A 26,577-nucleotide genomic window follows, 5' to 3' on the forward strand; every position below is an offset into this window, starting at 1 on the left:
GCCTTGGATGGCGTCCAACTGGACGCCATCCAAGGCAAAAAGCAGTTGTATCGGGTCACCTCCGATCTGGAACGCTGCATCCCGAGAAGAAGCTTCCTTGAATCATTGCGCGTGCACGATCATGCCTATAGGTGAAGTGCCATGGCAGGATCGCTGACGCCGGGCTTGCCGGTTTCGACGCGGCCCGAGAATCGGCGCTCGAAGTTGGCAGCCGTGACGGTAAAGTCGTACCAGCGGCCGCTTTGGCTCAAGTCCCAGTTCAGCACGCCAGTCGCACCTGCTGCTACATCCAGAGTCCATGGGCCGTCGGTGCGGTAGGCGTTGGAGTGGACCATCGCCGTCCCGCTCTTGGTGCCGGTGTTGTGGACCTTTACGTAGACCTGGCCATTGACCGGCTCGTAGCAGACCTGGACTTCGGGCTGGAAGTCGGCCGCGCTGCTGGCGAGTGCATCGCCCTTGAAGGTGCGCACGAATCCGTTGGTGCTATAGACCCACAGCTCGTACTTTCCGCTGTCGGTCGCGCTGGTGTTCCAGTCGTCGGTCACCGTCTTGCCTGCTTCCACGGTGTAGCGGCGGGGAATGCGGTCGAGGTGCAGCTTGTCGTAGACATGGAACACCGCGCCCTGAGCGCCGGTGTTACTGAACGTCAGCGACACCAAGCCGTTTGGTTGGATGCGTGCGCTGGTGTGCAACTCGTAGGGCAGCGCGCGCGAAAAGCGGGTGCCGGGCTCCTGGAACAGCGGCTGTGGCGTGGCCGGTGCGCTCGGGGTGGGCAGCGAGCTCTGCGCGGCCAGGACTGCGGCGTAATTACTAGTGTCGGGCAATGCTGGCCACTTTGGATCGTTGGGCGACACGAAGTCAAAACATGAGGTCAGGTCGCCGCATACTGCGCGGTGCCACGGGCTGATGGCGTCGACGGTGACGCCGAAACGCTTCTCGAGAAACATGCCCACGGAGGTGTGGTCGAAAACCTGCGAGTTGACCCAGCCACCCTTGCTCCATGGCGAGATCACATACATCGGTACGCGTGCGCCCAGGCCAAATGGGCGCACGGTACCGCTGATGGTGTCACTGGCGAGGAGACGGGCGCGTGTCGGATCGGAGAAGTACTCGCCGTCGAGCGGCAACGTTGCCTTGCCGGCCAGCGTGCCATCAGCATTGTACGAGGGTGGTGCTGGCGCCGGCAGGTGGTCGAATAGACCATCGTTCTCGTCATAGGTGAGGAAGAACACGGTTTTGGCCCAGACCTCCGGGTTGGCAGTCACGGCTTCCAGCACCTGCGAGGTATAGTTGGCGCCGATCGCCGGGTTGCTGTTGCCGGAGTGCTCGGAGTTCGCGGCCGTGCACAGTATCCACGAGACTGCCGGCAGCGTGTCGTTGACCACGTCGTTGCGCAAGTCGGCAATCGAATAGTCCGTCATGCCCTTCACATACAACGCTGAGCCGGGCTGCGCATTGCGGAAGCTCTGGAATGCCAGGCCGCCGTGCATGGCGCCGGTCCAGTTGTCGTTGGTATTCTGGTAGATCTTCCAGCTCACGCCAGCGTTCTGGAGCACGTCCGGCAACGTTTGCCAAGTGAGTGCGTTGTCCGCATAGGTGTAGCCTGGGGTCGGCATAGTGCCGGTGATCCAGCAGCGGTCGTTGTCGGGCTCCGAGGTCCGGTCGTTGCTGTTGATGCCCTGCTTGGCGAGCACGGGGTCGAAGCCGGAGCCAGAGAAAAAGACCACGCGGTTGGGGTCGGTGCCGCTGGTGACGGAGCAGTGGTAGCCATCGCAAATTGTAAAGGCGTCGGCCAGCGCGTAATGGAAGGGGATGTCTTCACGGCGAAGGTAACCCATCGTGTACTGGGTCTTGAAGCGCGGCCAGAACCCCATCTTGCCCTGGTCCCAGGCGGCCTGCGAGTCCTTGAAGCTGTGCGGCGTGCTCGGTGATTGCAGCGCCTTGGTCGTGGTCCCGTCCATGTGGTAGGGCGGAATCTCTTTCGTACCGTCCGACTGGAACCAAACGTCCTTACCGCTCTGGAGTGGTATCGGGAAGCGGTCGCCAAAGCCACGTACGCCACGCAGGGCGCCGAAGTAGTGATCGAAGCCGCGATTCTCCAGCATCAGAATCACGACATGCTTGACATCCTGGATGGTGCCGGTGTCAACCGCGGCGTTGACGGCGAGTGCCTTCCGAATTGAGGCAGGGAGCATGGACAGGGCCGAAACCGCGCCAACGGCGCTGGCGGATCTACGTAGGAAATCGCGTCGGTTAGTCATGATTGGTGTCAATGGATGGATCGATGGTAAGTGGAAGACGTTTCTTGTCAGGGTGCGCAATGGAGCGTTGGTGCCGCTTGCGGGCCAGGGGTGGCGGGTGCGGGCTTGGTCGCCGGTGTCGAGGCCGCCGAGGAGTCGTCGCCGCCGCCGCAGGCGGTGAGAATCAGGCACAAGAGTGCGGCCGCGACAGCAAGGCCGTTACGGGACGAACTTGTTTTCATGGAGTTTTCCTTGAATGTAACCATGGGGAAGCAAAGCCGGCAGGCTCGGAGGTGGTATGGCGCACCGGCTCAGGGAACAGAAAGCAGCAGGGGAAGACCATCGCCGTGCTCGACCGCATAGAGCCCAGGAAAGGGAGTTGCGCGCCCCTCACATCGTGCAAATCCCGGCATTGGTTCGTGTCAGGCCAGCTTGCGACGCAGCCGCGCGGCCAGTTGATCCAGCGAGAACACGGTGATGAAGATTGCCACCAGAATTGTGCCCACATGGGCGTACTGGTACATGTCGTAGCGGCCTTTCAATTCCTGGCCGATGCCCCCCGCGCCCACCAGGCCGACAACCGTGGCCATGCGCACGTTGCGATCCAGGATGTATAGGGTGTACGCGATGAATTGCGGCATGACCTGAGGACCCACTCCATACGCCAGCACTTTTAGTTTTCCGGCCCCGATTGCGCGCAATGCCTCCTGTGGCTTGGGATCGGCAGTCTCAATGTCCTCCGCGTAGAACTTTCCCAGAAAGCCCATTGAATGGATCGCCAACGCGAGTACACCTGCGATGGGACCAAAGCCGTAGGCCAATACCAGGAATAACGCACTGATTAGCTCTGGCATGGAGCGAAACAAGCTTACGAGGCTGCGTGCGGTCACGTAGAACGCGCGATTTGGCGTGTAGTTTCGTGCGCTAAAGTACGCCAGCGGCAGGCTCGCGCCTATCGCAAGTAAGGTGGCCCAGATCGCGATCTCGAAGGTCTCGATCATCTTCACCGCCACCTGCCACAAGTAACCCATGGGCTCGACCAAATACTCACGCGTAACTACGATCGTTTCCATGCGCAAGCTATCGGGATTCAGCTTCGACTCACTAACCCCAACGGTTTCCAGGTGAGCCAACCAGGGCAATTGCGTCGGATCGAAATTTTCGATGCGAGCGACCTCTACCCGCTCGGATATCTGGATGGGAAACAGGCTGTGCGCCAGATGCCCAAGACCCGTGGTGACCTGCGACTGCGGCTTGATGCCGACCGAAGCCAGCACGCCATCTGCGGTTAGCGCCACCATCTTGCCCATTTCTACGCGTTGCCCCACGTATAAGCAGAGAATTAGCGTCACTAGTAAGGCAAGCACGGTCTTGGCTCCGTAGGGATGGCCAATGTTCCAGCGTGTGTCGGATGCGGGGCTTTGCATCACACCTCCTGCAATTGCAATCTGGCCCCCGCCGGGGCGGGCGAGGCCGCGATCGGCACACGAGCGTCCTGGCCGGCGGGCGCGGCGCCCACCTCGTACAAGGAGTGCGCGAGAGTGTCGTCAAACGCGGTGGCGGGGCCGTCAAACATCACCACGCCACCACGCAACGCCACGATGCGGTCGGCATACTCGCGTGCCAGGTCGATTTGGTGCAGGCTGCAAAGCACCGTCGTTCCGCGCTCGCGGGCTTGCGTGCGCAGCAAGGAAAGGATTTCCCGGCTGATGCGCGGGTCCAGGCTTGCCACAGGCTCATCGGCAAGCAGTAACGGCGGATTCAGCATGAACGCTCGCGCTATGCCCACCCGTTGCTGCTGTCCGCCCGACAGATCGCTCACCCGTCGATGCAGGTGCTCTGGTGCGAGCCCGACCTGCTCGATGAGCCCGGCGGCCCGACCACGCGTCTCGGCAGAAAAACGCGCCAGCAATGCGCGCCAGGCCGGCAGGACCGGCAGCGCGCCACAAAGCACATTCATCGCCACCGTAGCTCGCGAGACCAGGTTGAATTGCTGATGCACCATGCCTATACGCGGGCGCACGGCGTTGAGCGTCCTGGCGTCAAGCTGGACACCGTCGACCCGCACCGTGCCCTGTGTGGGAACAACGAGACCATTGGCCATGCGCAACAAGGTCGACTTGCCTGCACCCGAGGATCCCAGCAGCACGCAAAACTGTCCGCGCTGCACCACCATCGACACGGACTTGAGCGCCGCGGTGCCGTCGGCATAGCGCATGCCGACTGATTCATAACTAAGCATTCCCATCTCCGTCTGAGCGCAGATCAACGCTGCGAGGCCTTCTTCAGAATCTCGGCCTTGATCTCGTCGGAAAGCAGGGTCATCTTGGATGCAGGGCCGGCGAACTGCGCTTCAGAGAACTGAGTATCGTAGCGCTGGATCTTGGCACCACCGTATCCTCGGATCATCTCTGGCGTCACGCCAGGCGCTTTGTGCACGTTGGCGAATGCCTTTTTCAATTCGGCCTTGAGCGCCTCGGGAAGCTTGGTGTTCATGGCCAGCGGCGGATACGGAATCGGTTCGCTCTTGAAAATCACCTTGACGGTAGCCGGATCCACCGCACCTTGGCGCACCGCCTTGTCGAAAGAATCGAACGACAGGGCTGCGGCGTCAACCTGACCTTGCACCAGTGCCGCCAAGCTGCTGGCGTGGCTGCCAGTCAGGCGCAATTCGGCCAGGTCGCGCGCCGGATTCATGCCATCGCTCAGCATGGATGCCATCTGGAATGTGAAACTGGATGCCGAGTTCACGTCGCCGAATGCTGCGCGCTTCCCCTTGAGATCCCGCAGGCTGACGATCGGCGAGTTCGACTTGGCAAACATGCCTGCGTAGTAGATGGACTGCCCATTCTCGACACCCACGGCTAACAGCTGCGCGCAGCCGCGCTGGTGCGCTTGTACATAGGAAACCGGCCCGAAGAACGCGATTTCTGCCAACTGGTTGCACATCCCTTCCACGACCGCCCCATACGATTGACCGACCTTCAGATCGAAATTCAGGCCAGTGCTGCGGGTAATAGCATTGAAGACCGGTGCATAGTCGGCCTTGGTTCCCGATTCGGTGCCCCCATCGGCGGGAATCAATAGCACGCGCAATGGGTGTGCCTTGGACCCATCGGGGGCCGATTGAGCATGGACTTGGATGCCCGCAGCCATCGTCACTGTGGCGATGAGCGCAGCAACGGTGCGGGGGAGAGTGGTCTTCATTGCGAATCCTTGTACCTATGGCGTTTGTGCGCTGTTTCCCAGGAGGGGGTACGCGCTTGAGACGCAAGGTTAGACAAGGAGCGTGACAGTTGCGTGAAGAGTACTCAATTATGTTGTGTTGCAAATTGAAAAAAACTCAGTCAAGGCAATGGCTATCGGGATAGTGCGTAGGCTGGACTTGTCGCTACTATCACTTCGTTCCCAGACCCAACATCCGGCCCGCGACTAGATGGCGTCGACGAGTTCCTTCTATAGCGTGACAAGGTCTTCAACCGAGCACGCCACCGCGCCGGCCCACACAGCCGTCGAAGACAATGGCTGGAGCGAAGGCAAACCTAGCAAGGGCGCTTTACCACTGCAGTCGGCAAGGCTGGCGCGATGTATCTGGAGCGCCACTGGCATCAGCGCGAATTCGAAACGATCGAGAAGCTGCGCGGGCTCGCCGAGCAAGCCGGTGAATCGCTTGCGAAGACCTCCCTGGCGTGGGTCCTGGCGAACCCGCCCATTACTCGGCGATCATCGATGCGGGTCATACCGATCAGTTGACGGGTTCGCTAGCCGCTACGGATCTTGTGCTCGATCCAGAACTGAAGGCGCAACTCGACGATACGACAGCCGGGTCTCGGTGGGGTGACGCGGCGCGTTGAGGCTGGCCCAGTGCCCATATGCGGGGGCACGGGCGTTTGACGATCACGGAGCAGACGGGCCCCAAGGCGTACTCCGTATCGGACCGCTACTGCCAACCCTATAGAAGGCCAAACTCGGTGAGGTCTGGGTTCCGATGCTCGGCGCGGAGTACTTGCGCAACTTCATGCGCATCATCGAGCAGTGCCTTATCACTCAATGCCGGGGCCAGCATTTGCACGCCTATCGGCATTCCTGCATGGTCAAATCCCGAGGGCAGCGCGATGGCGGGCGAACCGAGGAAGTTAGCCGGCCGCAAGAGCTTTCCAAGACCCGAGTGGACGACGTCCGCGGCGTCCAGGACCTGAGCACCTTGGTCACAAGCTGGCATCAAGAGGGCGGGGAACTCCCCGAGACAGTGCGCGAAGAGTCGGGCGGCATGGCGCCTACGTTCATGCGCGGCGCGATAGGCCTCCTCCTTGATCGCTCCGCCGGCCAGGATCCGGTTTCGAACAACTTCCCAAAGCGGTTGGGCATTGTCCAGCGCCAGTGGGCCATAGTGCCCGAAGCCCTCATAGCTGAGAATCAAGGAGTTGTCGTCAGCTAACTGATTCATAACCAGGAGAGGCGGCGGGGTCCAGTTGCGGATGTGATAGCCTGCTTGCTTGAGCTGGTAGATCGTGTCATCCCATACGCGCTGTGCATCCTTTGCCAGGCACGTAGGCCAGGCCGACTCGTCTAATACCAGTAGCGCCTTGGAGGACCCATCGGCCCGCAGTTTCAGGCTTTGGTAGACCTCCACCGGTGTGGCCAAGGTGATGGGGTCAGCCGAATCGGGTCTGGCGAGAATAGCTATAAGGGCGCGCGCGTCTTCCACCGTGCGGGCAATCGGACCCAGCACATCAAGTGTTCCGGATAGCGGAAGGCAGCCGGCTCGGCTGATCAGGCCAGAGGAAGGTTTGAATCCCACCAGGTGGTTTAGTGTCGCCGGCGCGCGCACAGAGCCGCCGGTGTCGCCACCCAAGGCGATCGGCGCCAGCCCGGCGGCCACTGCGACACCAGCGCCGGAAGAAGATCCTCCTGGTGCTCGGTGTCCCACAGGGTCCCAAGGGTTGCGTGCGGTGCCGACGGTCGCGTTCTGGCCGGAGAGCCCGAATGCATACTCGGTCATATTGGTCTTGCCGAGAATGACCAGCCCGCTCCCGATCAAGAGCTTGGCCGCGGCGCTGGTTTCGGAGCTGATCCTGTTGGCGCGGGTTAAGGACCCGGCTTCGGCAGGCGTTTCCGCCCACTGGATACTGTCCTTGAGCGCTATCGGCACTCCGTGGAGAGGGCTCAGCCATATGCCTGCAAGAAGCAGTTGATCGGCGAGTTCCGCCTGGGCCATCGCTCGCTCTTCGAACACGGCGCTGAAGGCATGAAGCTTGTCGGCGCGTGCGATCCGGTCAAGAAAGTGCCGCGTGACCTCTCGCGAGGTCAGTCGTCCGTCGTGTATGTCCTGGGCTAGTTGTAGGGCGCTGCGAAAGTGGAGGGGGAGATTGGCTTGCGACATGATTGTCAGGGAATGAAGGAGCCTCATCTGGTGAGGCCAAGGGGCCAACAAGGGTGGATATAGACGAGCCCAGTGAATCAACATTCCGATACAGTCAGTCCAAACTCGAAAGACAACATGCGCTGAATGTCTTCGGGGCCGACGAGTTGCTGCTCGACTTTTCCATTCGTAACGATCTTCAGCGTATTGCCGGACAGCAACTTGCGACCAGCCTGATTGTGTTGAATCACCAGCAACTTTTGTACAAAGATCGCGTCCGGGTGCGTGGAATTCAGGTAATTAGCGGGCGCAAAATCTATCCACTCCTGCGCAGACAAGTCGAATGCATATTGATTTTCCCATTTCCCATCGACCAGCGCCTTCAGTAGATACTCTCGGCCATTTGATCTGGTCAGCATAAAGCTGTCGAAATCCTGTTTGATTTCAGCGTCGAGTACATCAAGTCGCATCGGAGCCCTGATCCCGTAACTGCCGAAACCCAGATCACACAGCCACTGCTCATCGTTCACTGTCAGCACGAGTGCCATATGGGTCTTTGGTCTTTTGACCGGGTAAAACATCGGTCTGGCTGCAACGAACTGATAGGGGACACCAAGCTCTTGTAGGGCCATCGCGAAGATTCCGTTCACCTCGTAACAGTACCCGCCTCGTTTACGATGGAGAATCTTTTCAACGATATGTTCGGGAACCAGGGAAACGCCTTTTTTTGCCTGCACGTCCAGATTTTCGAACGGAACGGTAAATAGCTGGCGCCTCATCATCCCATTGATTGTTGCGATGTCAACCTCTGCAGGTTGTTCAAAACCTATCCGATCAAAGTAGTGTCGCAATGTAAAGTTCTCAGCCTTCATTGTTCGATAGCTCTGGTTAATCCTGGATGTTTGAAGAGCCTCTCTTCAGTTATTACACCAGCGATGGAAATGGTCGACACGCGCGAGATGGCCGGCCCTCACCGGGCTGGGGTGCCAGTCGCGCCAGCTGCAAAAAATTCGCTTGCGGCAGCGAGTGCGGTTGCCACCGCCGCCTTGCCGACGTCGAGGTGCGTGACCCAGCGCTGCTGGGTTGCGCCATACGCAGATGTGACGCCGATGCCCTGTCCGGCGAGGTGCTCCGCGAAGGCCGACGCGTACTTCGCAGCGACATTCACGAAAACGATGTTCGTGTCAGGTTTGGACACAGACAGGCCCGGCAGCGCCGAGAGACCTTGTGCGAGCGCGCGCGCATTGGCATGGTCGTCCGCGAGTCGCTCGACATTGTGTTCCAGCGCGTATAGCCCCGCCGCAGCGAGAATCCCCGACTGCCGTAGTCCACCACCGAGCATCTTGCGCAGGCGTCGTCCTTTGGCAATGATGGGCGCGGAACCGGCGAATACCGAGCCGACCGGCGCCCCAAGTCCCTTGGACAAGCACACCGAGACAGTGTCGAACGGTCGGGCCAGCGTGTCGACCGAAACACCGAGTGCCACGGCCGCATTGAACACGCGGGCGCCGTCCAGATGGCAGGCAAGCCCGTGCCGGCGGGCCACTGCCGTCGCCGCATCGACGTAGGACAGCGGCAGGACCTTGCCGCCAATCGTGTTCTCGAGTGCGAGCAGGCGCGTGCGTGCGAAGTGCGGATCGTCCGGCTTGATCGTCGCTTCGATGTCCGCCAGGAGTAGCGTACCGTCGGGCTGGTTGGTCAGCGGTTGGGGTTGGATGCTGCCCAGCACCGCCGCGCCTCCTGCCTCCCAGCGGTAGCAATGCGCCGTTTGGCCGACGATGTACTCGTCACCGCGCTCGCAGTGCGCCATGAGCGCAATGAGATTGGACTGGGTGCCCGACGGCACGAACAGCGCAGCCTCCTTTCCGAGCATGTCGGCCATCCGCGCTTCCAGTCTCCTTACAGTCGGGTCGTCGCCGAAGACGTCATCGCCCACCTCAGCGGCGGCCATTGCGGCGCGCATGGCCGGCCCTGGCCGGGTGACGGTATCGCTACGAAAGTCGTGTCGAACTGCGGTATTCATGCCATCTCCCTCTTAAAGAACGCCCATGGTGACATTCCGCTTGCCGTCAGCCTATATACAACAGCGACGAATCTGTTACGTAACAGATTTGCTCGTCGGGATGACGTACATGCAGACAACGGAACCGGTGGTACCGCGATAGTGGCAGCTAGCGAGGCGGTAGTGGGACGGTATCGTGCAGGCCGAGAATCGGAACCTCGTCGGTGCCCACGTCCGGGGAACGGGTCACCCGGAACTGCGGCGTAAGATATGGGCGCCTAAAGCAAGAGGCAGGGCGGGAGCGTTGCACAGCTTGGTGTGATGCTTGGCTATCACGGCTCGATTGTCGACAGGTAAGCCGCAGCCTCTTCAATCTGCCGCTCGTTCAGCGTTGCCGCCACGGCCGTCATTGTCCCCGGTGAGGGTGTTCCCGCCTTCGCGCGGGCCTGGAACTCGTGGAGCCGGTTGATGACAAATGCAGCCGGTTCGCCGGCAATGCCCGGATAGCGCGCGCCATTGCCTTTTCCATCGACCGCATGGCAACTGAAGCAAGCCGGAACGTCCGGAGCCGCTCCCAGCTCGGCCAGTTGCTTGCCGGCCATCACCAGGGCCGGTGGAGGTGGGTGTTCGCCCTGGACGCGCGGAGGATTTTGGGTTGAAAAGTATGCCGCGAGGCTGCCTATTTCGCTGTCGGACAGCGCATGTGCAACGCTTTGCATGACAACGCTCGCACGCGTTCCTGCCTTGAACATCGACAGTGCATGTGCAAGATAGTCTGGATTCTTTCCCGCGAGCCTTGGTGCGCCAGTTGCCGTGCCGGCCCCTAGTACGCCATGGCACGAGACACAGTTGGTAAGGGTGGGCGCTGGTGCACTGAGAGCGGGATCCCCCGCAGTGATTGCAGATTGCGCGTGACAGACGCTGGATATAGCGATAAGCGCTACTAGACTAAAATGCAACCGGTAGCCCCGCAGGTTGGTAGGGTAGGGGTCGGTCATGAGCATTATCCTGATATGGTGATGGTAAGCGCTGTCCGAACAATGAATGGCATCACTATGCAGCGTCAATACTGACGAATGAGTTACCATCGAATTACAAGATCGTAATTTTTATCGAATGATCCGAGCTCCCGGCTCGGGGAGACCAAATCAGTGCGGTTTCCAGCGGGCGTGAAGTGCAGCCATTTACATAGACCTTTGATACGCGGCATTCCACATGACGGCGGTGTGGCCGTGACATCACCATGGTTATTTTGTTCAATAAATTTATGTATTTTTTAAATTTGAATTAGCAATTTCAGAATGAAAATTTACTCGCTGCTGTCACATAAATGTTTCAACATTCCGGTCGGGATTGCTGAGCCGTACGGCTCACTCCCCTGCCATGATCATCCCCCGGCAGAAGACAACCTACTTGATCAAACAGAAACAGAGATTGACAGTGAAAAAGACTCTCTTCGCATTGGCAGCCGCTGCCGCAGCTTGCGCCGTGTCCGGCGCTGCTTTTGCCCAATCGTCCTCGACCAGCGTGACTCTCTATGGCATCGCTGACGCCGGCGTTAGTTACCAAAGTCACGTGCAAAGCGTGCCGGGGCAGGGCGGCTCGCTGTATGGCGTGACATCCGGCGGACTCTCCGGTTCGCGCTGGGGCATTCGCGGTGTGGAAGACCTCGGGGGCAACCTGAAGGGCATCTTCGTGCTGGAAAGCGGCTTCAATATCGATTCGGGTACTTCGGCCCAAGGCAACCGCCTGTTCGGCCGCCAGTCCTATGTTGGCCTGCAAGGCGACTTCGGCGCCTTCACTCTGGGCCGCCAGCAAAACGCGCTGTATGACCTGTTCGGCGCCTACGACCCGATGGCGGTTGGTAGCAGCTACTCCCTGAACTCCGTCGACACCCTGGGCTTTAACGGTCGTGCCGACAACGCCATCAAGTACACCGGCAAGTTCGGTGGGCTGACCGCGACGGGCTTCTACAGCACCGGCCGCGACAGCACTATCCCCAATGGCACCGAAGTCCCGGGCCATTTCAAAGTCGGCACCAACTTTGGCGGTGGGCTGGCGTACGCGAGCGGCCCGTTCTCCGCGGGCGTCGCCTATGACCAGTACCAGGGCAGCAGCATCGCCGCGGCTGACGGCACCGCCAAGCGCATCGCGGTTGGCGCGTCGTACGCATTCGGTGAGGCCAAGGTGTTCGCCGGCTACCGCTGGCTGCGCGATGAACTCAACGCCGCTACCACGGCCATTGTCACTGCCCGTCATGACAACCTCTACTGGGTCGGTGCACTGTATAAATTCACCCCGGCCTTCAGCCTCACCGGTGGGACCTACTATACCGATGCCCGCACTGACAACAAGGATTCGTTGATGTTCGTCCTGAACGCCGACTATGCCTTTTCCCAACGTACCGATGCCTACCTGCTGCTCGGCTATGTGAAGAACCACGGCAGCGCAACGTACGGTGTGACCAGCACAATGAACACCCTGCCTGGCCAGAACCAGACCGGCGCCATGGTCGGCGTGCGTCACCGCTTCTGATTGCACTCGCGGCATGCACTGGCGAGCTACCAGGCCTCGCCAGTGAAAGTTCATATCGACCTTGGCTTGATCACTGAGTGCAAGGACGTTTGGCCGGCGGCAATGCCGGCCAATTTTTGTGGTGCTCCCGGCTCGGGCGCGCTAGATGACTTCAGCTCCCGACGGGCAGGTAGGTCCGGGCCACGAAGTCGGCCCGTTTGGAGACCGGAGCGAAACGGCTCGATTCGATGGCGAAGTCGAGAATCGCAAACCGGGAATTGGACATGGTTGGCGGGCTGCTCAATTCTGTTTCGGAATCTTCGCGGTTTCGATAAGGTCCGCCCACTTCTTCTGCTCGCTGGCGATGAAACGCACGAAGTCCTCGCGGTTGCCGGTGCCCGGGACAGCGTTGGCATTTGCCAGGTCCTGGCGCAATCCGTCAGATTTCAGCACCTTTTCCAGCGCGGCGCCGAGCTGTTCGACGATCGGCTGCGGCGTGCCCTTGGGAAACACCAGGCCACCCCACGACACGTTCTCATAGCCCTTCAGGCCAGCCTCGTTCAGCGTCGGCAGATCAGGATACAACGCAACGCGTTCGCGGCTGGTTATCGCCAGTGCGCGCAGCTTTCCGCTTTGCACGAGTGGCCACGCGACCGATGCATTGGTTATGGTGTAGTCGAGTCGGCCACCGGCGAGGTCGGTCAGGGAGGGCGGATCCCCATTGTATGGGACGAACAGCACGTCAATGCCGGCCATCTTCTTCAGCAATTCACCGCCCATGTGGCCGCTGCTGCCAGTGCCCGCGGCGGCGTACGAAAGTTTGCCCGGGGACTTCCTGGCCAGCGCAATCAACTCCGCGACACTCTTGACAGGCGAATCAGCGCGAACCACGAGCAGATTGTAGATGGAGAACATACGGCCCACCGGAACAAAGTCCTGTCGCGCATCATAGGGAAGCCTGGTGAACAGGGCCGGGTTAATTGCCAGCGTGTTGATGTTGCCATAACCCAGCGTGTACCCGTCCGGTGCGGCGCGCTTCAACAGGGACATGCCGATGTTGCCAGCGGCACCTGGGCGATTGTCAACGACAAACGTGGCATTTGTTTCCTTCGACAGGTGTGCCAGCACAATGCGGGTCAGGACATCAGCCGATCCCCCGGCAGCGGAGGCAACGATGACGGTGACCGGCTTTTGGGGCCACGGTTTGTCGGTTGCCTGGGCAGGCGAGCTGAAGCTGCAGGCCGTACTTAGTGCGAGGGCATTGAATACAGTGGCAAGACGCATGAAAGCATCTCCGGGCGAATAGGTGGATATGGAGATCCTGGACCGTTCCGGAAGCAGACAATTGGCGTAGCGGTGGGCAAGGTGTCGAAGCCGCGTGGCGCCTTCGGTGATAAGTCAAAAGCAAGAGGTCCTACGTACTGAAAATCCTGGTGGTGAAGGCGTTACCAGGGCCACGCGATGCTGGAGCCTATGCGGGCAGCGGCAGCCCGCTCATGGAGCAGGCGTGCCACGGTCAAGTCCTGCAGGGCGAGGCCCGTCATGTCGAATACCGTGATATCGGCCGGTTGCCGGTTCGCGCTAACCATGCCCGTCAACAGATCGCCCAGTTCGGTGGACGGCATCTCGGGGGCCCACTGAGACTCGCCGATCTGGCGCGCTTGCGCCTGGTCGTCGACGTAAAGACGCACCCGCTCCAGCAGGCCCTGCGGTAGCTCCCGCTTGCCCTTCGTGTCGGCGCCGACGCAATTCAGGTGCGTACCGGGTTGCACCGCCTGCGGTTCGAACAACGCGCCGCCGCCTGGGGTAGCGGTGATCACCACGTCGCTCTCGGACACCGCCACATTGGTGTCTTCCGCGAGCGCGATATCGCATCGTTGCGCGAACTGCGCTTCGAACGCGGCGTCGCGTTTGCCATCCGCGGTGGCATACCGCACGTGGCAGAGCGCCGGCAACAGCCGCAGCGCAAAGTCAAGTTGCACGCGCGCCTGCACGCCAGTGCCGAAGATGCACAAGTGTGTACTGTCCGCACGTGCGAGATGCTGCAGCCCGAGGCCACCTGCGGCACCGGTGCGCATCGTTGTGATTGCGTTGCCGTCTATGATGCAGGCGGGGCGCCCAGTGGCAGGGTCAATCAGCATGATGGTGGCCTGGTGGGGCTCACCGCCAAGCCGGCGGTTGTTTGGCCAGAATCCGGCCGCCTTGAAGCCGAGCAAGCCTTGCGCCTGCACATCCCCCGACTTGATGCCGAATACGCCCCCCGTGATGAGTGGCTCCCGGACCAGGGGAAACACGCGGCCCTCGCCTTGACTATGCAGCACGAATGCCTCACACACGGCTCGCAGGACATCGTCATGGAGCAGCAGGGCCTCGACCTCGTTCTTATCGAGCAGCAGGAGGCGAGCGTCACTTGGCATCGCTGTACACCGTTGCTCGCGATACGCCCAGATGCATCGCGACGACTTCCATGGCCCGGCGGATCTCCATGCAGCCCGTCGCCTTCAGCTCGCGTATCAGTGCACGCCTGTCCGTGGCCTTGAGCGAGCGGGGCGTGGTAGCGAGCCGCGCCGCGAACTGGTCGATGCGATGCCTTATCGCGTCCGCGCCGGCGGGATCGAGCGATTCGTTGACGCCCGCGGCGACGCCTACGCTGCCGAACTGTCCCAGCACGGTCTGCAAGCCGCGGAAGAGGGTCAGGTCCACGTTCAGGCACAAGGCGGCAATGTATCGCCCGCTCGAATCCTTGATGCCGATGGACGTGCTTTTCGCCTGGCGGCCATCGGCGAACTGATTCGCATAGTTCGCGATGACCTGCTGGTATTGCGGATCGGCAATACGGGCCAGCCCGAGTTCCGTAGCCGGGTCGCCGACCTGGCGGCCCGACAGGTTGTTGTGGATCGCCAGGATGGCCTGTTGCGGATGAAGGAGATCGTGAACAACGACTTCGCAGAACGGCGCCAGTGTCTCGCCGAGACCCTGGGCCACTTGTTTGAGTTGTTCGAGCAGCGCTTGCTGTTCCAAAGTTCGTTTCATCATATAGACAAAATATCCAGTATCGGACGTTTCGTCAAGAAATATCCTTCCGGCTCGCCGGCGACTGGCGGCCCCTTGGCGGATTCCCGGCCGGCGTTGTACCGCGCGGCTTCGGATGAGCCTCAACCGCGCGGCAGGGACATCCTGCGCCTGCCGGCCAATCTGGCTAGTCTGCAGGGCCGGAGCATCAAAACTCGTTAACAAGCAATGAGTTATCGCAACGGGTTGTAAACTGGGGGCGGAAGGGGTTTACTCTGATTTTTCTGATTCAGAGGCGAGCTAATGAGCCCCGGCAAACAACTGATCATCCTGCTGTCGGAAATAGAAGATCCTCGCGTCGTAGGCCGAACCTGGCACAAGTTGATCGACATCCTGTCGATTGCGCTGTTCTCGGTGCTGGCCGGCGCACAGGGGTGGGACGAGATGGAGGAATGGGGTATTGCTCATGAAGTGAGGCTTCGGCAATACCTGGAATTGCCGCATGGCATTCCCGGGCACGACACCATTCGACGTGTCTTTGAGGTGCTCGATCCGAAACAACTGGATGCCTGCCTGCTGAGTTGGGTGGGTCAGGTTTGTCCGGATCTACACACGATCATCGCGATCGACGGCAAGAGTGTGCGTGGCTCGGGCTCGAGTGCCAAGGGCGTGCGTGCCTTGCATAGCGTGACAGCCTACGCGAGCCTGAGTGGCCTGGTGCTGGCGCAGCAGCGTTGCGAGGAAAAGACCAACGAGATCACCGCCATTGAAGCCCTGCTGCCGGTCCTCTCCCTTAAGGGTAGCCTGGTGACCATCGATGCGATCGGCACCCAGGTGGCCATCGCGCAGGAGATCACTGAGCGCGGCGGCGACTATCTGCTGGTCGCCAAGGACAACCAACCCAGCCTGGCTCAAGCCGTTGAAGACTATATGCGCATCGGCAAAGCTCACGATTGGGCGCACATGAAGCCATCGATCTTTGAGACGCTGGATAAAGGACACGGTCGCCTTGAAAGCCGCCACTGCGTCGCAGTAGCGGCGCCGGACTATCCCAGCGAACTGGATCGCTGGCCCAAGCTCAAGAGCTTGGTGCACATTGAGCGCACGCGCGACATCGGCGGCCAAGTGAGCGTGCAGACGCAGTACCTGATCAGTTCCGCCGCACCTGATGCCAAGCTCTTACTTGAGGCGAGTCGCATGCACTGGGCCATCGAGAACGGCTTGCATCATTGCCTGGACGTGACCTTCCGCGAGGACGCCAGCACCGTGCGCTTGCGCAATGCAACGGCCAATTTCGCCACCTTGCGCCGCATTACCTTGAATTTGCTGCGCATGCGGCCCGAATCCGGCAAGAAAAAGCGTAGCCTGGCCGCACGTCGCAAGGTCGCGGGCTGGAATCCTGATTACCTATTCGAGTTACTCCAGCTCACGCCACTGTCGAGAATTTGATGCTCCGGCCCTGGGCTAGTCTGAGGGCTCTCCGGAAGGTCCTCGAAAGAATGCTATTCTGTCAAGCTGCACGCCTTGACGGGCCTGGCGGTGCGTTGCCTATTCCGATGTCAATCTAATGCGCTACTCGATTTACCTGCCAAGCAAGTGTCCGTTCCAGTTGCGGACCAGGGCTTTCAATGTGGCGCCTCCGCTGCATGGGGTCACCAAGTCCCGACGCATGGATTTGGGGGCGTCGCCAGTACGGGCGGGCCGGCGATGATGGGCGAATCGTCGCGCTCGCAACTTGCGTATCTCAGCCTGCGGGATGACATCTTTGCGTTTCGCTTATTGCCGGGAGACCGCTTTACGGAGGGTGACGTCGCGGAGCGTTTTGGCATCTCCCGCACGCCGGTACGCGAGGCGCTGCTCCGACTCCAGGCCGAAGGACTGGTGCGCGGCTACTTCCGCAACGGCTGGGAGGTGGTGCCGATTGACCTGGCGCGCTTCGAGGCGCTCTATGATCTGCGCACTCAACTGGAAACGCATGCCGCTGTCCGCTTGTGCCAGGAGCCGGCCTCGCCGCGCGTGGACCGTGCAGGCCTCGCGGCGCTTGATGCGATCTGGCAAGTCCCGCCAGCGCAACGCCTGAGCGACGGCAACCAGGTCGCTGACCTGGATGAGGCATTTCATCGGGCCATCGTATGCGCGGCGGGCAACCCGGAGGCAGCCGCGGTGCATCAACAGGTGACGGACCGCATCCGGATCATTCGCCGGCTCGATTTCGCCTACGGCGACCGCATCGAACTCACTTATGAGGAACACGCCCGCATCCTGACTGCGCTTGCTGCGTTCGATAGCGGGAGGGCGGTCGAGTTGTTGACCGCTCATATCGAGGAAGGGCGCGTCGAGGTCAGCCGGCTCAGCACCGAGCGCCTGGAGCAAGCCCGCACCAGCCTGGAGCGCCCGCTGGCGACTGATGCACCGCCGCGACGCAGACGTTTCGGTTGAGCTTTGATATGGTGCGGTCGGCACCATATCCTTTCCCATATCCATTGCCTTCCTCAGCCAGGGGGGGGGGCCGGCACCGCAAGCACTAGCTTGACTGGCGCGGCGTTGCTCGCCTCCTGACCTGAGCAGTACGTTTCATGGCATATGTCTTGCGTTTGCTTTCTGCGAAATTTATGTATACATAATTTGCGGAACGCATCATGACATTTCATCGGAACCCGATTCGTGGCAGTCGCGGCATGGCCGTGGCGCCGCATTCTTTAGCCTCTCAGAGTGCACTGGCGATCTTGCGCGAGGGTGGTAACGCCATAGAAGCGATGATCGCGGCAGCAGCGACTATTGCCGTGGCCTACCCACATGAACAGTATCGGGGGCGACAGCTTCTGGCTGATCGCTAGGCCGAACGAGGCGCCCAGAGGCCTGGAGGCATGCGGTGCTGCGGCAGGCGCCGCAAGCATCGAGTGCTATCGCGAAGCGGGCCTGACCTCGATTCCTTTCCGGGGCGGCCTGGCGGCTAATACCGTGGCCGGTACAGTGTCAGGCTGGAGTGCTGCGCACACCTGGTCGCGCGAGGTGCTCGGAGGACGGATGCCACTCTCGCGGTTGCTTGCCGACGCGATCGGCTATGCCCGCGACGGGGTGCCGGTCACGCATAGCCAGGCAACCTGCGTTGCCGCCAAGGCCGGTGAACTCTCTGGAATTGCCGGATTTTCCGAAACATTCCTCGCGGACGGCGTGCCGTTGCCCGGAGCGCGCTTTTGCCAGCCGCGCCTGGCGGCCACACTCAAGCAACTGGCGGAAGCAGGCCTCGACGATTTCTACCAGGGCGACCTGGCCCGGAGCATTGCGCGCGATCTGGCGGCAGTTGGCAGTCCGCTGAGCCTGAAGGATCTTTCAGACCATCGCGCGGTATGGAAGGAGCCGCTCGCTCTGGCGCACTCTCGCGGCGTGGTCTATAACATGCCTCCGCCTACCCAGGGCCTGGTCTCGCTGCAGATCCTGGGCCAGCTGGACCGCCTGCTGGACAGCGGAATGGACGCGACCGGAGCGCCGTTCGTCCACGCCTGTGTGGAGGCAACCAAGCAAGCCTTCCTTGCACGCGACCGCCATATCACGGACCCCGCGTTCATGGACGTGGATCCGCGGGACCTCCTGACACCGGCCTGGCTCGATGCCGCGGCCGCGCGTATCCGGCCCGACCAGGCGCTGCCCTGGGGGCAGGGCCTCGGGCCAGCAGATACGGTCTGGATGGGCGTGATCGATGGAGACGGCGTCGCAGTCAGCTTCATCCAGAGCATCTATCACGAGTTCGGCAGCGGCATCGTGCTGCCTGCCTCCGGTATCAACTGGCAGAACCGCGGCTGCAGCTTCTCGCTGGACCCGGCCGCGCGCAACCCGTTGATGCCGGGGCGCAAGCCGTTCCATACACTGAACCCGGCGCTTGCCCGCCTCGCCGACGGGCGTACCCTCGTCTACGGAAACATGGGCGGTGACGGTCAGCCGCAATCGCAAAGCGCGGTCTTCTCGCGCATCGCGCATTTCGGGATGAATCCGCAGGCAGCCATCGACGCACCTCGCTGGCTGCTGGGCCGCACCTGGGGCCAGACGACAGACACCCTCAAGCTCGAGGCGCGCTTTCCTCAAGCCACTTGCGACACCCTGCGCGCGCTCGGCCATGAAGTCGAGCTATTGAAGCCTTACGACGAGACCATGGGGCATGCCGGCGCAATCGTGCTGCAGGCGAACGGGCTCTACGAGGGCGGCTTCGATCCCCGCAGCGATGGCGCCGTTGCTGCCTGGTAATGCGCGCCCGGATGTTGCGTGGGCCCGCGGCTTCGCGGGGCAGTCTTATTCCCTTGTCTCGCTTTCCCTATATTTGTTCCCTGGAGTAGATTGATGAATACCGTTGCAGAGAGTGCCGCCACCGGCGCCACAGTGGCCTTGCCGGCGGCGCGCGTGCGCTGGATTCAGCTGGCACTTGGCATGCTGTGCATGATGGCGATTTCCAGCCCGCAGTATGTCTGGACGCTGTTTACGAAGCCGCTCGCAGCCAAGCTGGGGGTTCCGCTGTCGGAGTTGCAGATCACGTTCTCGCTGCTGATCGTGCTGCAGACATTCTTCTCACCGTTCCAGGGGGCACTGATCGAACGCTTCGGGCCACGCAGGCTGATTGCGCTCGGCACGGTGCTTTCCGGTCTGAGCTGGGTCCTGGCAGCGCAGGTGCACAGTGTCGGTATGCTGTATCTCAGCTATGGCGTGGTAGGCGGCCTGGGCACGGGCATTGTCTACGTCGGTGTGGTGGGACAAATGGTGCGCTGGTTCCCCGATCGGCGCGGGCTTGCCGTAGGCATGGTCGCTGCGGGATACGGCATGGGCGCCATCGCCACGACCTTCCCGATCGCCTCGGCGTTAGCCGAGAAGGGGGTTGAAGCGACGTTGTGGCAGTTTGGCCTGCTGTTCGCCTTCATCGGGTTCATCGCCTCGCAGGGCTTGCGTTCACCGCGTGGCATGGCGCTATCGGAGCACGCGCCCGCCCGTGAGATTGCCGGGCCGGCCGCCCGCGATGTACCGACCCGTCAGATGCTGCGCACGCCGTTGTTCTGGCTCCTCTTCGGCATGATGACGATGATGTCCACGTCGGGGCTGATGGTGACATCGCAGATGGCCACGTTCGCCAAGGACTTCGGTGTGGCGGGCGTAACCGTGCTCGGCATGGCTGCGCTGCCGCTGGCACTCACGATCGATCGGTTCACTAACGGCTTGACACGCCCACTGTTTGGCTGGGTGTCCGATCGGTGGGGCCGCGAAAACACGATGTGCTTCGCCTTCGCGCTGGAAGGGGTGGCGATGGCGCTGTGGCTCCTGACCCGCGAGAACGCCGTGCTGTTCGTGCTGTTGTCCGGCGTCGTGTTTCTCGGCTGGGGAGAGATCTTCTCGCTCTTTCCATCCACGTTGACCGATACGTTCGGCACGCGCTATGCAACCACCAATTACGGCTGGCTCTACATCTCCCCGGGGCATTGGTTCAATCCTGGGCGGACCGCTCGCTGCCCTGATGCACGAAAGACTCGGTAGCTGGATGCCTGTATTCGGCGTCGCCATTGCCCTCGACATTTCGACAGCATTGCTGGCGATTGCTGTGCTCAAGCCGGCACGCCGACGCTACCTCGGATAAGACCCGCGTGGCCAATCCTTCGGGACGCTTTATTTTTTGCGGTTCGATGAAATATTTATCCTTCCGCGTTAACTTTGATAGAAGCATTCTAATGAAGCAGATAGCAGTCAATACAATGGTAGTAGTATCCGGGTTGCTACCTCTGGCAGCTTATTCGGCTGGCAAGCAATTTGATGTTATGGAATCGTCCGTTGCCGAGATCCATGAGGCGATGCAGTCAGGGAATTTGACATGCCATGGACTTGTAAAGAAATATCTGGATCGAATTCAGACCTATGATAAGCAAGGTCCGGCATTGAACGCCATGCTCTACATTAATCCGGACGCTCTTGCGCAAGCAGATGCCATGGATCTGGAATTCAAGCGCAGCGGCAAAATGAAACCATTGCACTGCATTCCGACAGTACTCAAGGATAATTACAATACTGCAGATATGCCAACCACTGGGGGCTCCGCTTCGTTGGCTGGAGCGCGGCCCGCAGAAGATGCATTTGTTGTAAGTAAACTAAAGAATAATGGTGCATTAATTATTGGAAAAACTAATCTTCAGGAGTTCGCGCTAGGTGGCGTTACCGTGAGCTCCCTGGGCGGGCAAACAAAAAATCCCTACGATCTAAAATTGACTCCCGGCGGCTCAAGCGGCGGCACCGCGGCGGCACTGGCTGCAAATTTCGCAACGATTGGTGCCGGATCGGATACGGCAAATTCGCTTCGTTCGCCAGCTTCTAATAATAGCCTGGTTGCAATTCGGCCGACGCTTGGATTGGTCAGCAGATCTGGCATCGTGCCGGTTTCCTTCACTCAAGATGAGGGGGGACCTATTGCGCGCTCGGTGGGTGATGCCGCCCGCATGCTGGACGCCATGGCGGGGTATGATCGAGCGGATCCAGTTACTGCATTTAGCGTCGGGCACATCCCCAAGACATATACCGGTTCCCTGAAAAAGGAAGGGGTGAAAGGGGTACGGATCGGCGTAATGCAGACTCTTTTCGGAATTGGGCCTGACCATCAGGAAGTCAATCGCGTCATGGCGAATGCAATCGATATTCTGAAGAAGAATGGAGCAATTATTGTACCCATCTCAACACCGGAGATGGACACCGATAAATTGAACGCCAGTCTTGACGTGCAGAAGTATGAATACAAAAGCAGCATTAATGCCTACCTCAAAATGGGAGGAAAGAATTATCCCGCACATTCGCTGGATGAGATCATCGCCAGTGGAAAAACGCATCAATCGCTGAGTAAATTCTTGCTGTCCGCCCAAGGTATGGAAAATGGCCTGAATGAACCGGACTACAAGGAACGGCTACTAAAGATCGACGCGCTTAAAATGAGTCTTGCAAACCTGATGGCGGAAAATCGGCTGGATGCGATGATTTATCCGCACCAAAAACGCCTGCCTGTGCCAATTGGAGAGTATGACCAGAAGGAGCGCAATGGTATTCTGGCTTCGCTAACAGGTTTCCCCGCTGTTGTTGTTCCTGCCGGGTTTTCTTCTCCAAACGAGGATGCTCCGCGCGGCGTGCCTGTCGGCATGGAATTTCTCGGTCGGCCATGGAGTGAACCTCAGCTGATCCAGTACGCGTATGGTTTTGAACAGGCTTCCCTCGCGCGCAGGGCGCCAGCGTCCACGTCCACGGCGCGCTTAGCACGCGCCGACTGAAAATCTATGTTTGAATAAATGGCCCGTTCACCGGGCCATTTATTCATTTCAAAACAGATTCTCACTCATATGTGTTGTTTTGGGCATATTCCGCGCTTCATTGCATAGCGCGCGTTGCGGCAATCTGCACTCCAGCGTACGCCGCGCCGATAGGATTCCTGGTCGCGGAAAGCCGGCGCTAGCCGGCCTCTGACCCGCGCGGGCGGGGCGCCGCCGAAACCAAAATAATCTTTTGGTTAATCGGTCTGGGGATCGCTTCTTTTTGGCTTCCGTCTTCGTCAAACTCCGTGCATGACGCATTCCTGGCTAGGGGTGCGCTGACAATAACAAACCGGAGACGACATGGATTCCCCCATCACCAATGCGACTCGTCGCACCCTGCTGCGGGCAGGACTGCTGGCCCTCACCGCCATGACCGCTTTTACCATTGCCCCGGCCGCGTTCGCGGCCTATCCGGACAAGCCGATCCGGCTGGTCGTGCCTTATCCGCCGGGGGGCGCCACGGACGTGATCGGTCGCATCGTTGCCACTCGCCTGGGCGAAGTGCTGGGCCAGCAAGTGGTCGTTGACAACCGAGGAGGCGCGGGCGGAAATATTGGCGCGGAAGTGGTCGCCCGGAGCGCACCAGACGGCTATACGTTGCTGATGGGCGCACTGACGTCCCATGCAACCATGGCCACCCTGGAAAAGGGGCACTTGCGTTACGACATCATCAAGGACTTCGCCCCGGTGATGGTCGTCGGCTCGGTGCCACTGGTAGTGGTGGTCAATCCCAAGTTGCCGGTCAATACGCTGCAGGAACTGGTCAAGTACGGCAAGGCCAATCCCGGCAAGCTTAACTACGCCTCGTCTGGTGCCGGCGCCCCGCAACGCATGGCGGCTGAGATCTTCAAGAAAGTAACAGCTATCGACATGACCCATGTGCCGTACAAAGGAAGCGGCCCCGCCATGACAGACTTGGTGGCCGGGCAGGTCAACATGATGGTGGAGACGGTGCCAGCCGCGCAGCCGTTCATCAAGGCCGGCCAGTTGCGCGCGCTTGCGGTGGCGGCACCCAAGCGCATCTCGATGCTGCCGGACGTGCCCGCTGCCGCCGAGAGCGGCATGCCCTCACTAGACGTCAGTTCCACCTTCGGCGTGTTGGCCCCGGCGGGCACGCCCGCGCCTGTGGTCGAGCGCCTGAATGCGGCGCTGACAAAGATCCTGGCAATGCCCGACGTCAAGGCACAGTTCCTGAAACAGGGGGTCTATGCATTGCCGCCAACGACCCCCGAAAAAGCGGCCGAGCGCTTGCGCACCGAGGTCACACGCTGGGAAGAGGTAATCACCGACGCCCATATCAATTCCGATAGCTGAACCGACTTCTCCCCACGATCATGACCACTACCAAACCTAAAGGACCTGACGCTTCTTCCAAGGAAACAGGCCTTCGCAAAGGACTGACCAACTATGGCGACCTTGGGTTCTCGCTGTTCCTGCGCAAGGCGTTCATCAAGGGATCAGGCTATACCGATTCGGCGCTCGACCGCCCGGTGATTGGCATCGCTGATACCGGTAGCGCATTCAACCCGTGCCACGGCAACGTGCCGCAGTTGATCGATGCGGTGAAGCGCGGCATCATGCTCGCCGGCGGGCTGCCGATGACATTTCCGACCATCTCCATTCACGAGAGCTTTGCCGCGCCGACCAGCATGTATCTGCGCAACCTGATGTCGATGGATACGGAGGAAATGATCCGCGCCCAGCCGATGGATGCCGTGGTGCTGATCGGCGGCTGCGACAAGACCGTACCAGCGCAACTGATGGGCGCGGCCTCTGCCGGCGTCCCCGCGATCCAACTGGTCACTGGCGCGATGCTGACGGGTTCGCACCGCAGCGAACGGGTGGGTGCCTGCACCGACTGCCGCCGCTACTGGGGCAACTTCCGCGCGGGGGAGATCGACGCCGAGGAGGCCTCGCAGGTCAACAGCCAGCTGGTGGCCAGCGTGGGCACCTGCTCGGTGATGGGCACCGCAAGCACCATGGCCTGCCTGGCCGAAGCGATGGGCATGAGCCTTCCAGGAAGCGCCACACCGCCGGCTGTGACTGCCGACCGCATCCGCATTGCCGAGGAGACCGGCGCGCGCGCCGTGGCGATGGCGCGCGAGCGTCTGACCATCGACAGCATCCTGACGCCGGCTGCGTTCGAGAATGCCATGCGCGTGCTGCTGGCCATCGGTGGCTCGACCAACGGCATCGTGCACCTGGCGGCCATCGCGGGCCGCATGGGCCTGGATATTGATATGCAGGCGCTTGACCGCATGGGCCGCGAAACCCCGGTACTGCTCGACCTGAAGCCGAACGGTCAGCATTATATGGAGGACTTCCACAAAGCCGGGGGGATGGCCACCTTGCTGCGCGAACTGCGCCCGCTGCTGCGCCTGGATGCGCTGACCGTCACCGGTCGCACGCTAGGCGAGGAGTTGGACAATGCCGGCCCGGGCTTCGCACAAGATGTGGTGCGCAGCTTCGACAACCCGATCTACCCGCAAGGTGGCATCGCCGTGCTCGCCGGCAACCTGGCGCCTAGCGGCGCAATCATCAAGCAGTCCGCGGCGAACGCGGAGCTGATGGAGCACGAGGGCCGCGTGGTGGTTTTCGAGAGCGCGCAGGACCTGATCGAGCGCATCGACCTGGACGACCTGGACGTTGACGCCAACGACATCCTGGTGCTGAAGAACATCGGCCCCAAGGGTGCGCCAGGCATGCCCGAGGCCGGCTATATCCCGATCCCGCGCAAGCTGGCGCAGGCCGGCGTCAAGGACATGGTGCGGATCTCCGATGGACGCATGAGCGGCACCGCGTTCGGTACGGTGGTGTTGCATGTGACCCCCGAAGCTGCCGTGGGCGGTCCGCTGGCGCTGGTGCAGACTGGCGACCGCATCCGCCTGAGCGTGAGCCGCCGCGAACTGGCCCTGCTGGTGTCAGACGAGGAACTGGAGCGCCGCCGCGCGGCCTGCCCCGTGGTCGAGCCGAGTGCGCCGCGTGGCTATTTGAAGTTGTTCCTGCAGACCGTGACGCAGGCCGACCAGGGCGTCGACTTCGACTTCCTGCGCGCGCCCGAAACGCGCGGCAAGGCGCCTGAGTGAGGAGGGAAGGGCATGACAAGCGATAAACGTGAGCCCGTGCTGCGCATCGGCGTCTTCGAAGCAGCGCAGCAAGACGCGATCGACGCGGATTTTCGCTGCGTCTCCGAGGCCGAGATTGCGGCTGACGGCGCCTTGCGCGGCGCGGTGCGCGCCATCGTCACGCGCAGCAATTACCAGGTGCCCGTGGAGGTGATCGACCGCCTGCCTGCGCTGCGGGTGATTGCGACCTCCGGCGTGGGCTACGACGGCATCCCCGTCGACCATGCCGCCAAGCGCGGCATCGTGGTTACCAACACGCCAGGGGTGCTGGACGCGGCCGTCTGTGAACTCGGCATCGGCCTGTTGCTGGCGCTGCTGCGCAAAATTCCCGCCGCCGACCGCCATGTGCGCGGCGGCGGTTGGCGCGAGGACGACTTCCCGCTCACCACCAGCCTGGCCGGCAAGCGCGTCGGCATCGTCGGGCTCGGCCGCATCGGCATGGGCATTGCGCAGCGGCTGGCGCCCTTCGGCGTGGATCTGGCCTACACCGGCACGCAGCGCGAATGCCTGCCATACCGCTATTGCGAGAGCCCCCTCGCGCTCGCCGCGTCGGTGGACATCCTGATCCTCACCTGCCGCGCGACCGAGCAGAATCGCCACCTGGTCGACGCCGCGTTACTGGCTGAGCTAGGGCGGGACGGCTACCTGCTCAATATGGCGCGCGGCAGCGTGGTCGACGAGGCGGCACTCTGCGAGGCCCTGCACGCCGGCACTATCCGGGGCGCGGCGCTCGATGTGTTCGAGTCCGAGCCGCTTGCCGATTCGCCGCTGATCGCGACGCGGAACGTGTTGCTGTCTCCGCACGCGGGTACGGCCACGCAGGAAACGCGCGCAGTGATGCTGCGGCTGATGCTGGATAACGTGCGAGCCGTGCTGGGTGGGCGAGCGGCGTTGACGCCGGTGGTCCGTGGCGTGAGCGCCGGTCTGCTCCCGGCGCGGCCGGTCAACCGCTGACTGGAACCGCGCGCGCGGGAACGTATTTGTCATTCCAATCATTTCA

At 61.2% G+C, this 26,577-nt stretch carries 19 protein-coding genes and 2 pseudogenes; 10 read left to right on the forward strand and 11 right to left on the reverse strand.

Translation table 11 applies throughout. The features are described from left to right. Positions 1–125: 125 nt before the first annotated feature. From ACZY0R_RS40485 to ACZY0R_RS40500, 4 genes are all read right to left on the reverse strand, one after another. A complete protein-coding gene (locus ACZY0R_RS40485) occupies positions 126–2,261 on the reverse strand; it encodes a phosphocholine-specific phospholipase C (RefSeq protein WP_488867076.1) in 2,136 nt (711 codons plus the stop codon). 401 nt (positions 2,262–2,662) lie between these two features. Further along, positions 2,663–3,667 carry a phosphonate ABC transporter, permease protein PhnE gene (gene phnE / locus ACZY0R_RS40490; protein ID WP_488867078.1) on the reverse strand — a complete coding sequence of 335 codons (1,005 nt, stop codon included), beginning with the start codon at positions 3,665–3,667 and terminating at the stop codon, positions 2,663–2,665. Next, positions 3,667–4,482 (reverse strand): phosphonate ABC transporter ATP-binding protein, encoded by an 816-nt coding sequence (locus ACZY0R_RS40495; RefSeq protein WP_488867080.1) that lies wholly within the window; start codon positions 4,480–4,482, stop codon positions 3,667–3,669. Before ACZY0R_RS40495 ends, phnE begins: the two co-directional genes overlap by 1 nt. 23 nt (positions 4,483–4,505) lie before the next feature. Then, positions 4,506–5,447, reverse strand: coding sequence for a phosphate/phosphite/phosphonate ABC transporter substrate-binding protein (locus tag ACZY0R_RS40500; protein ID WP_488867082.1), 942 nt, complete (start codon positions 5,445–5,447; stop codon positions 4,506–4,508). Positions 5,448–5,825: 378 nt separating this feature from the next. Between ACZY0R_RS40500 and ACZY0R_RS40505 the strand changes: the two genes are divergently transcribed. Further along, complete coding sequence (locus ACZY0R_RS40505) at positions 5,826–5,993, forward strand: hypothetical protein (RefSeq protein WP_488867083.1); 168 nt, start codon at positions 5,826–5,828, stop codon at positions 5,991–5,993. A 199-nt stretch (positions 5,994–6,192) separates the two neighbouring features. On the opposite strand, the gene ACZY0R_RS40510 is transcribed toward ACZY0R_RS40505, so the two are convergent. The 4 genes from ACZY0R_RS40510 to ACZY0R_RS40525 all read right to left on the reverse strand — a co-directional run bounded on the left by ACZY0R_RS40510 (position 6,193) and on the right by ACZY0R_RS40525 (position 10,602). Continuing rightward, positions 6,193–7,623, reverse strand: coding sequence for an amidase (locus ACZY0R_RS40510; RefSeq protein WP_488867084.1), 1,431 nt, complete (start codon positions 7,621–7,623; stop codon positions 6,193–6,195). Positions 7,624–7,700: 77 nt separating this feature from the next. Continuing rightward, complete coding sequence (locus ACZY0R_RS40515) at positions 7,701–8,474, reverse strand: arylamine N-acetyltransferase family protein (protein WP_488867086.1); 774 nt, start codon at positions 8,472–8,474, stop codon at positions 7,701–7,703. Positions 8,475–8,572: 98 nt separating this feature from the next. Further along, positions 8,573–9,625 (reverse strand): low-specificity L-threonine aldolase, encoded by a 1,053-nt coding sequence (gene ltaE / locus ACZY0R_RS40520; protein WP_488867088.1) that lies wholly within the window; start codon positions 9,623–9,625, stop codon positions 8,573–8,575. Between the two features lie 311 nt (positions 9,626–9,936). Continuing rightward, the gene (locus ACZY0R_RS40525; protein ID WP_488867090.1) at positions 9,937–10,602 is read right to left on the reverse strand and encodes a c-type cytochrome; all 666 of its coding nucleotides are present in this window, start codon (positions 10,600–10,602) and stop codon (positions 9,937–9,939) included. Between the two features lie 442 nt (positions 10,603–11,044). Here ACZY0R_RS40525 and ACZY0R_RS40530 point away from each other — a divergent pair, with 442 nt between their 5' ends. Beyond that, on the forward strand, positions 11,045–12,139 hold the full coding sequence (locus ACZY0R_RS40530; protein WP_488867092.1) for a porin: 1,095 nt from the start codon (positions 11,045–11,047) through the stop codon (positions 12,137–12,139). A gap of 279 nt (positions 12,140–12,418) precedes the next feature. On the opposite strand, the gene ACZY0R_RS40535 is transcribed toward ACZY0R_RS40530, so the two are convergent. From ACZY0R_RS40535 to ACZY0R_RS40545, 3 genes are all read right to left on the reverse strand, one after another. Further along, a complete protein-coding gene (locus tag ACZY0R_RS40535) occupies positions 12,419–13,402 on the reverse strand; it encodes a Bug family tripartite tricarboxylate transporter substrate binding protein (RefSeq protein ID WP_488867094.1) in 984 nt (327 codons plus the stop codon). 161 nt (positions 13,403–13,563) lie between these two features. Further along, positions 13,564–14,535, reverse strand: coding sequence for an ornithine cyclodeaminase family protein (locus ACZY0R_RS40540; RefSeq protein WP_488867096.1), 972 nt, complete (start codon positions 14,533–14,535; stop codon positions 13,564–13,566). Then, positions 14,525–15,154: a helix-turn-helix transcriptional regulator gene (locus tag ACZY0R_RS40545; protein ID WP_045242889.1), complete on the reverse strand. Its 630-nt coding sequence runs from the start codon at positions 15,152–15,154 to the stop codon at positions 14,525–14,527. Before ACZY0R_RS40545 ends, ACZY0R_RS40540 begins: the two co-directional genes overlap by 11 nt. A 279-nt stretch (positions 15,155–15,433) precedes the next feature. On the opposite strand from ACZY0R_RS40545, the gene ACZY0R_RS40550 reads away from it, so the two are divergent. The 8 genes and pseudogenes from ACZY0R_RS40550 (at position 15,434) to ACZY0R_RS40585 (ending at position 26,531) form a co-directional block, all read left to right on the forward strand. Continuing rightward, positions 15,434–16,579 (forward strand): ISAs1 family transposase, encoded by a 1,146-nt coding sequence (locus ACZY0R_RS40550; RefSeq protein ID WP_488867098.1) that lies wholly within the window; start codon positions 15,434–15,436, stop codon positions 16,577–16,579. 258 nt (positions 16,580–16,837) lie between these two features. Next, entirely contained in the window at positions 16,838–17,569 is a 732-nt protein-coding gene (locus ACZY0R_RS40555) for a GntR family transcriptional regulator (protein WP_488867100.1), read from the forward strand. Positions 17,570–17,808: 239 nt separating this feature from the next. Then, a pseudogene (locus ACZY0R_RS40560) lies at positions 17,809–19,372 on the forward strand (gamma-glutamyltransferase family protein). Between the two features lie 93 nt (positions 19,373–19,465). Continuing rightward, positions 19,466–20,744 (forward strand): annotated as a pseudogene (gene oxlT, locus ACZY0R_RS40565) (oxalate/formate MFS antiporter). A 7-nt stretch (positions 20,745–20,751) separates the two neighbouring features. Continuing rightward, positions 20,752–22,410 carry an amidase family protein gene (locus ACZY0R_RS40570; protein ID WP_488867102.1) on the forward strand — a complete coding sequence of 553 codons (1,659 nt, stop codon included), beginning with the start codon at positions 20,752–20,754 and terminating at the stop codon, positions 22,408–22,410. A 342-nt stretch (positions 22,411–22,752) separates the two neighbouring features. After that, on the forward strand, positions 22,753–23,766 hold the full coding sequence (locus ACZY0R_RS40575) for a Bug family tripartite tricarboxylate transporter substrate binding protein (protein ID WP_488867104.1): 1,014 nt from the start codon (positions 22,753–22,755) through the stop codon (positions 23,764–23,766). 20 nt (positions 23,767–23,786) lie between these two features. Beyond that, positions 23,787–25,538 carry an IlvD/Edd family dehydratase gene (locus ACZY0R_RS40580; protein ID WP_488867106.1) on the forward strand — a complete coding sequence of 584 codons (1,752 nt, stop codon included), beginning with the start codon at positions 23,787–23,789 and terminating at the stop codon, positions 25,536–25,538. 12 nt (positions 25,539–25,550) lie between these two features. Next, entirely contained in the window at positions 25,551–26,531 is a 981-nt protein-coding gene (locus ACZY0R_RS40585) for a 2-hydroxyacid dehydrogenase (protein ID WP_488867108.1), read from the forward strand. Positions 26,532–26,577: the final 46 nt, after the last annotated feature.

It is taken from the genome of Cupriavidus sp. F041 (assembly GCF_057814235.1).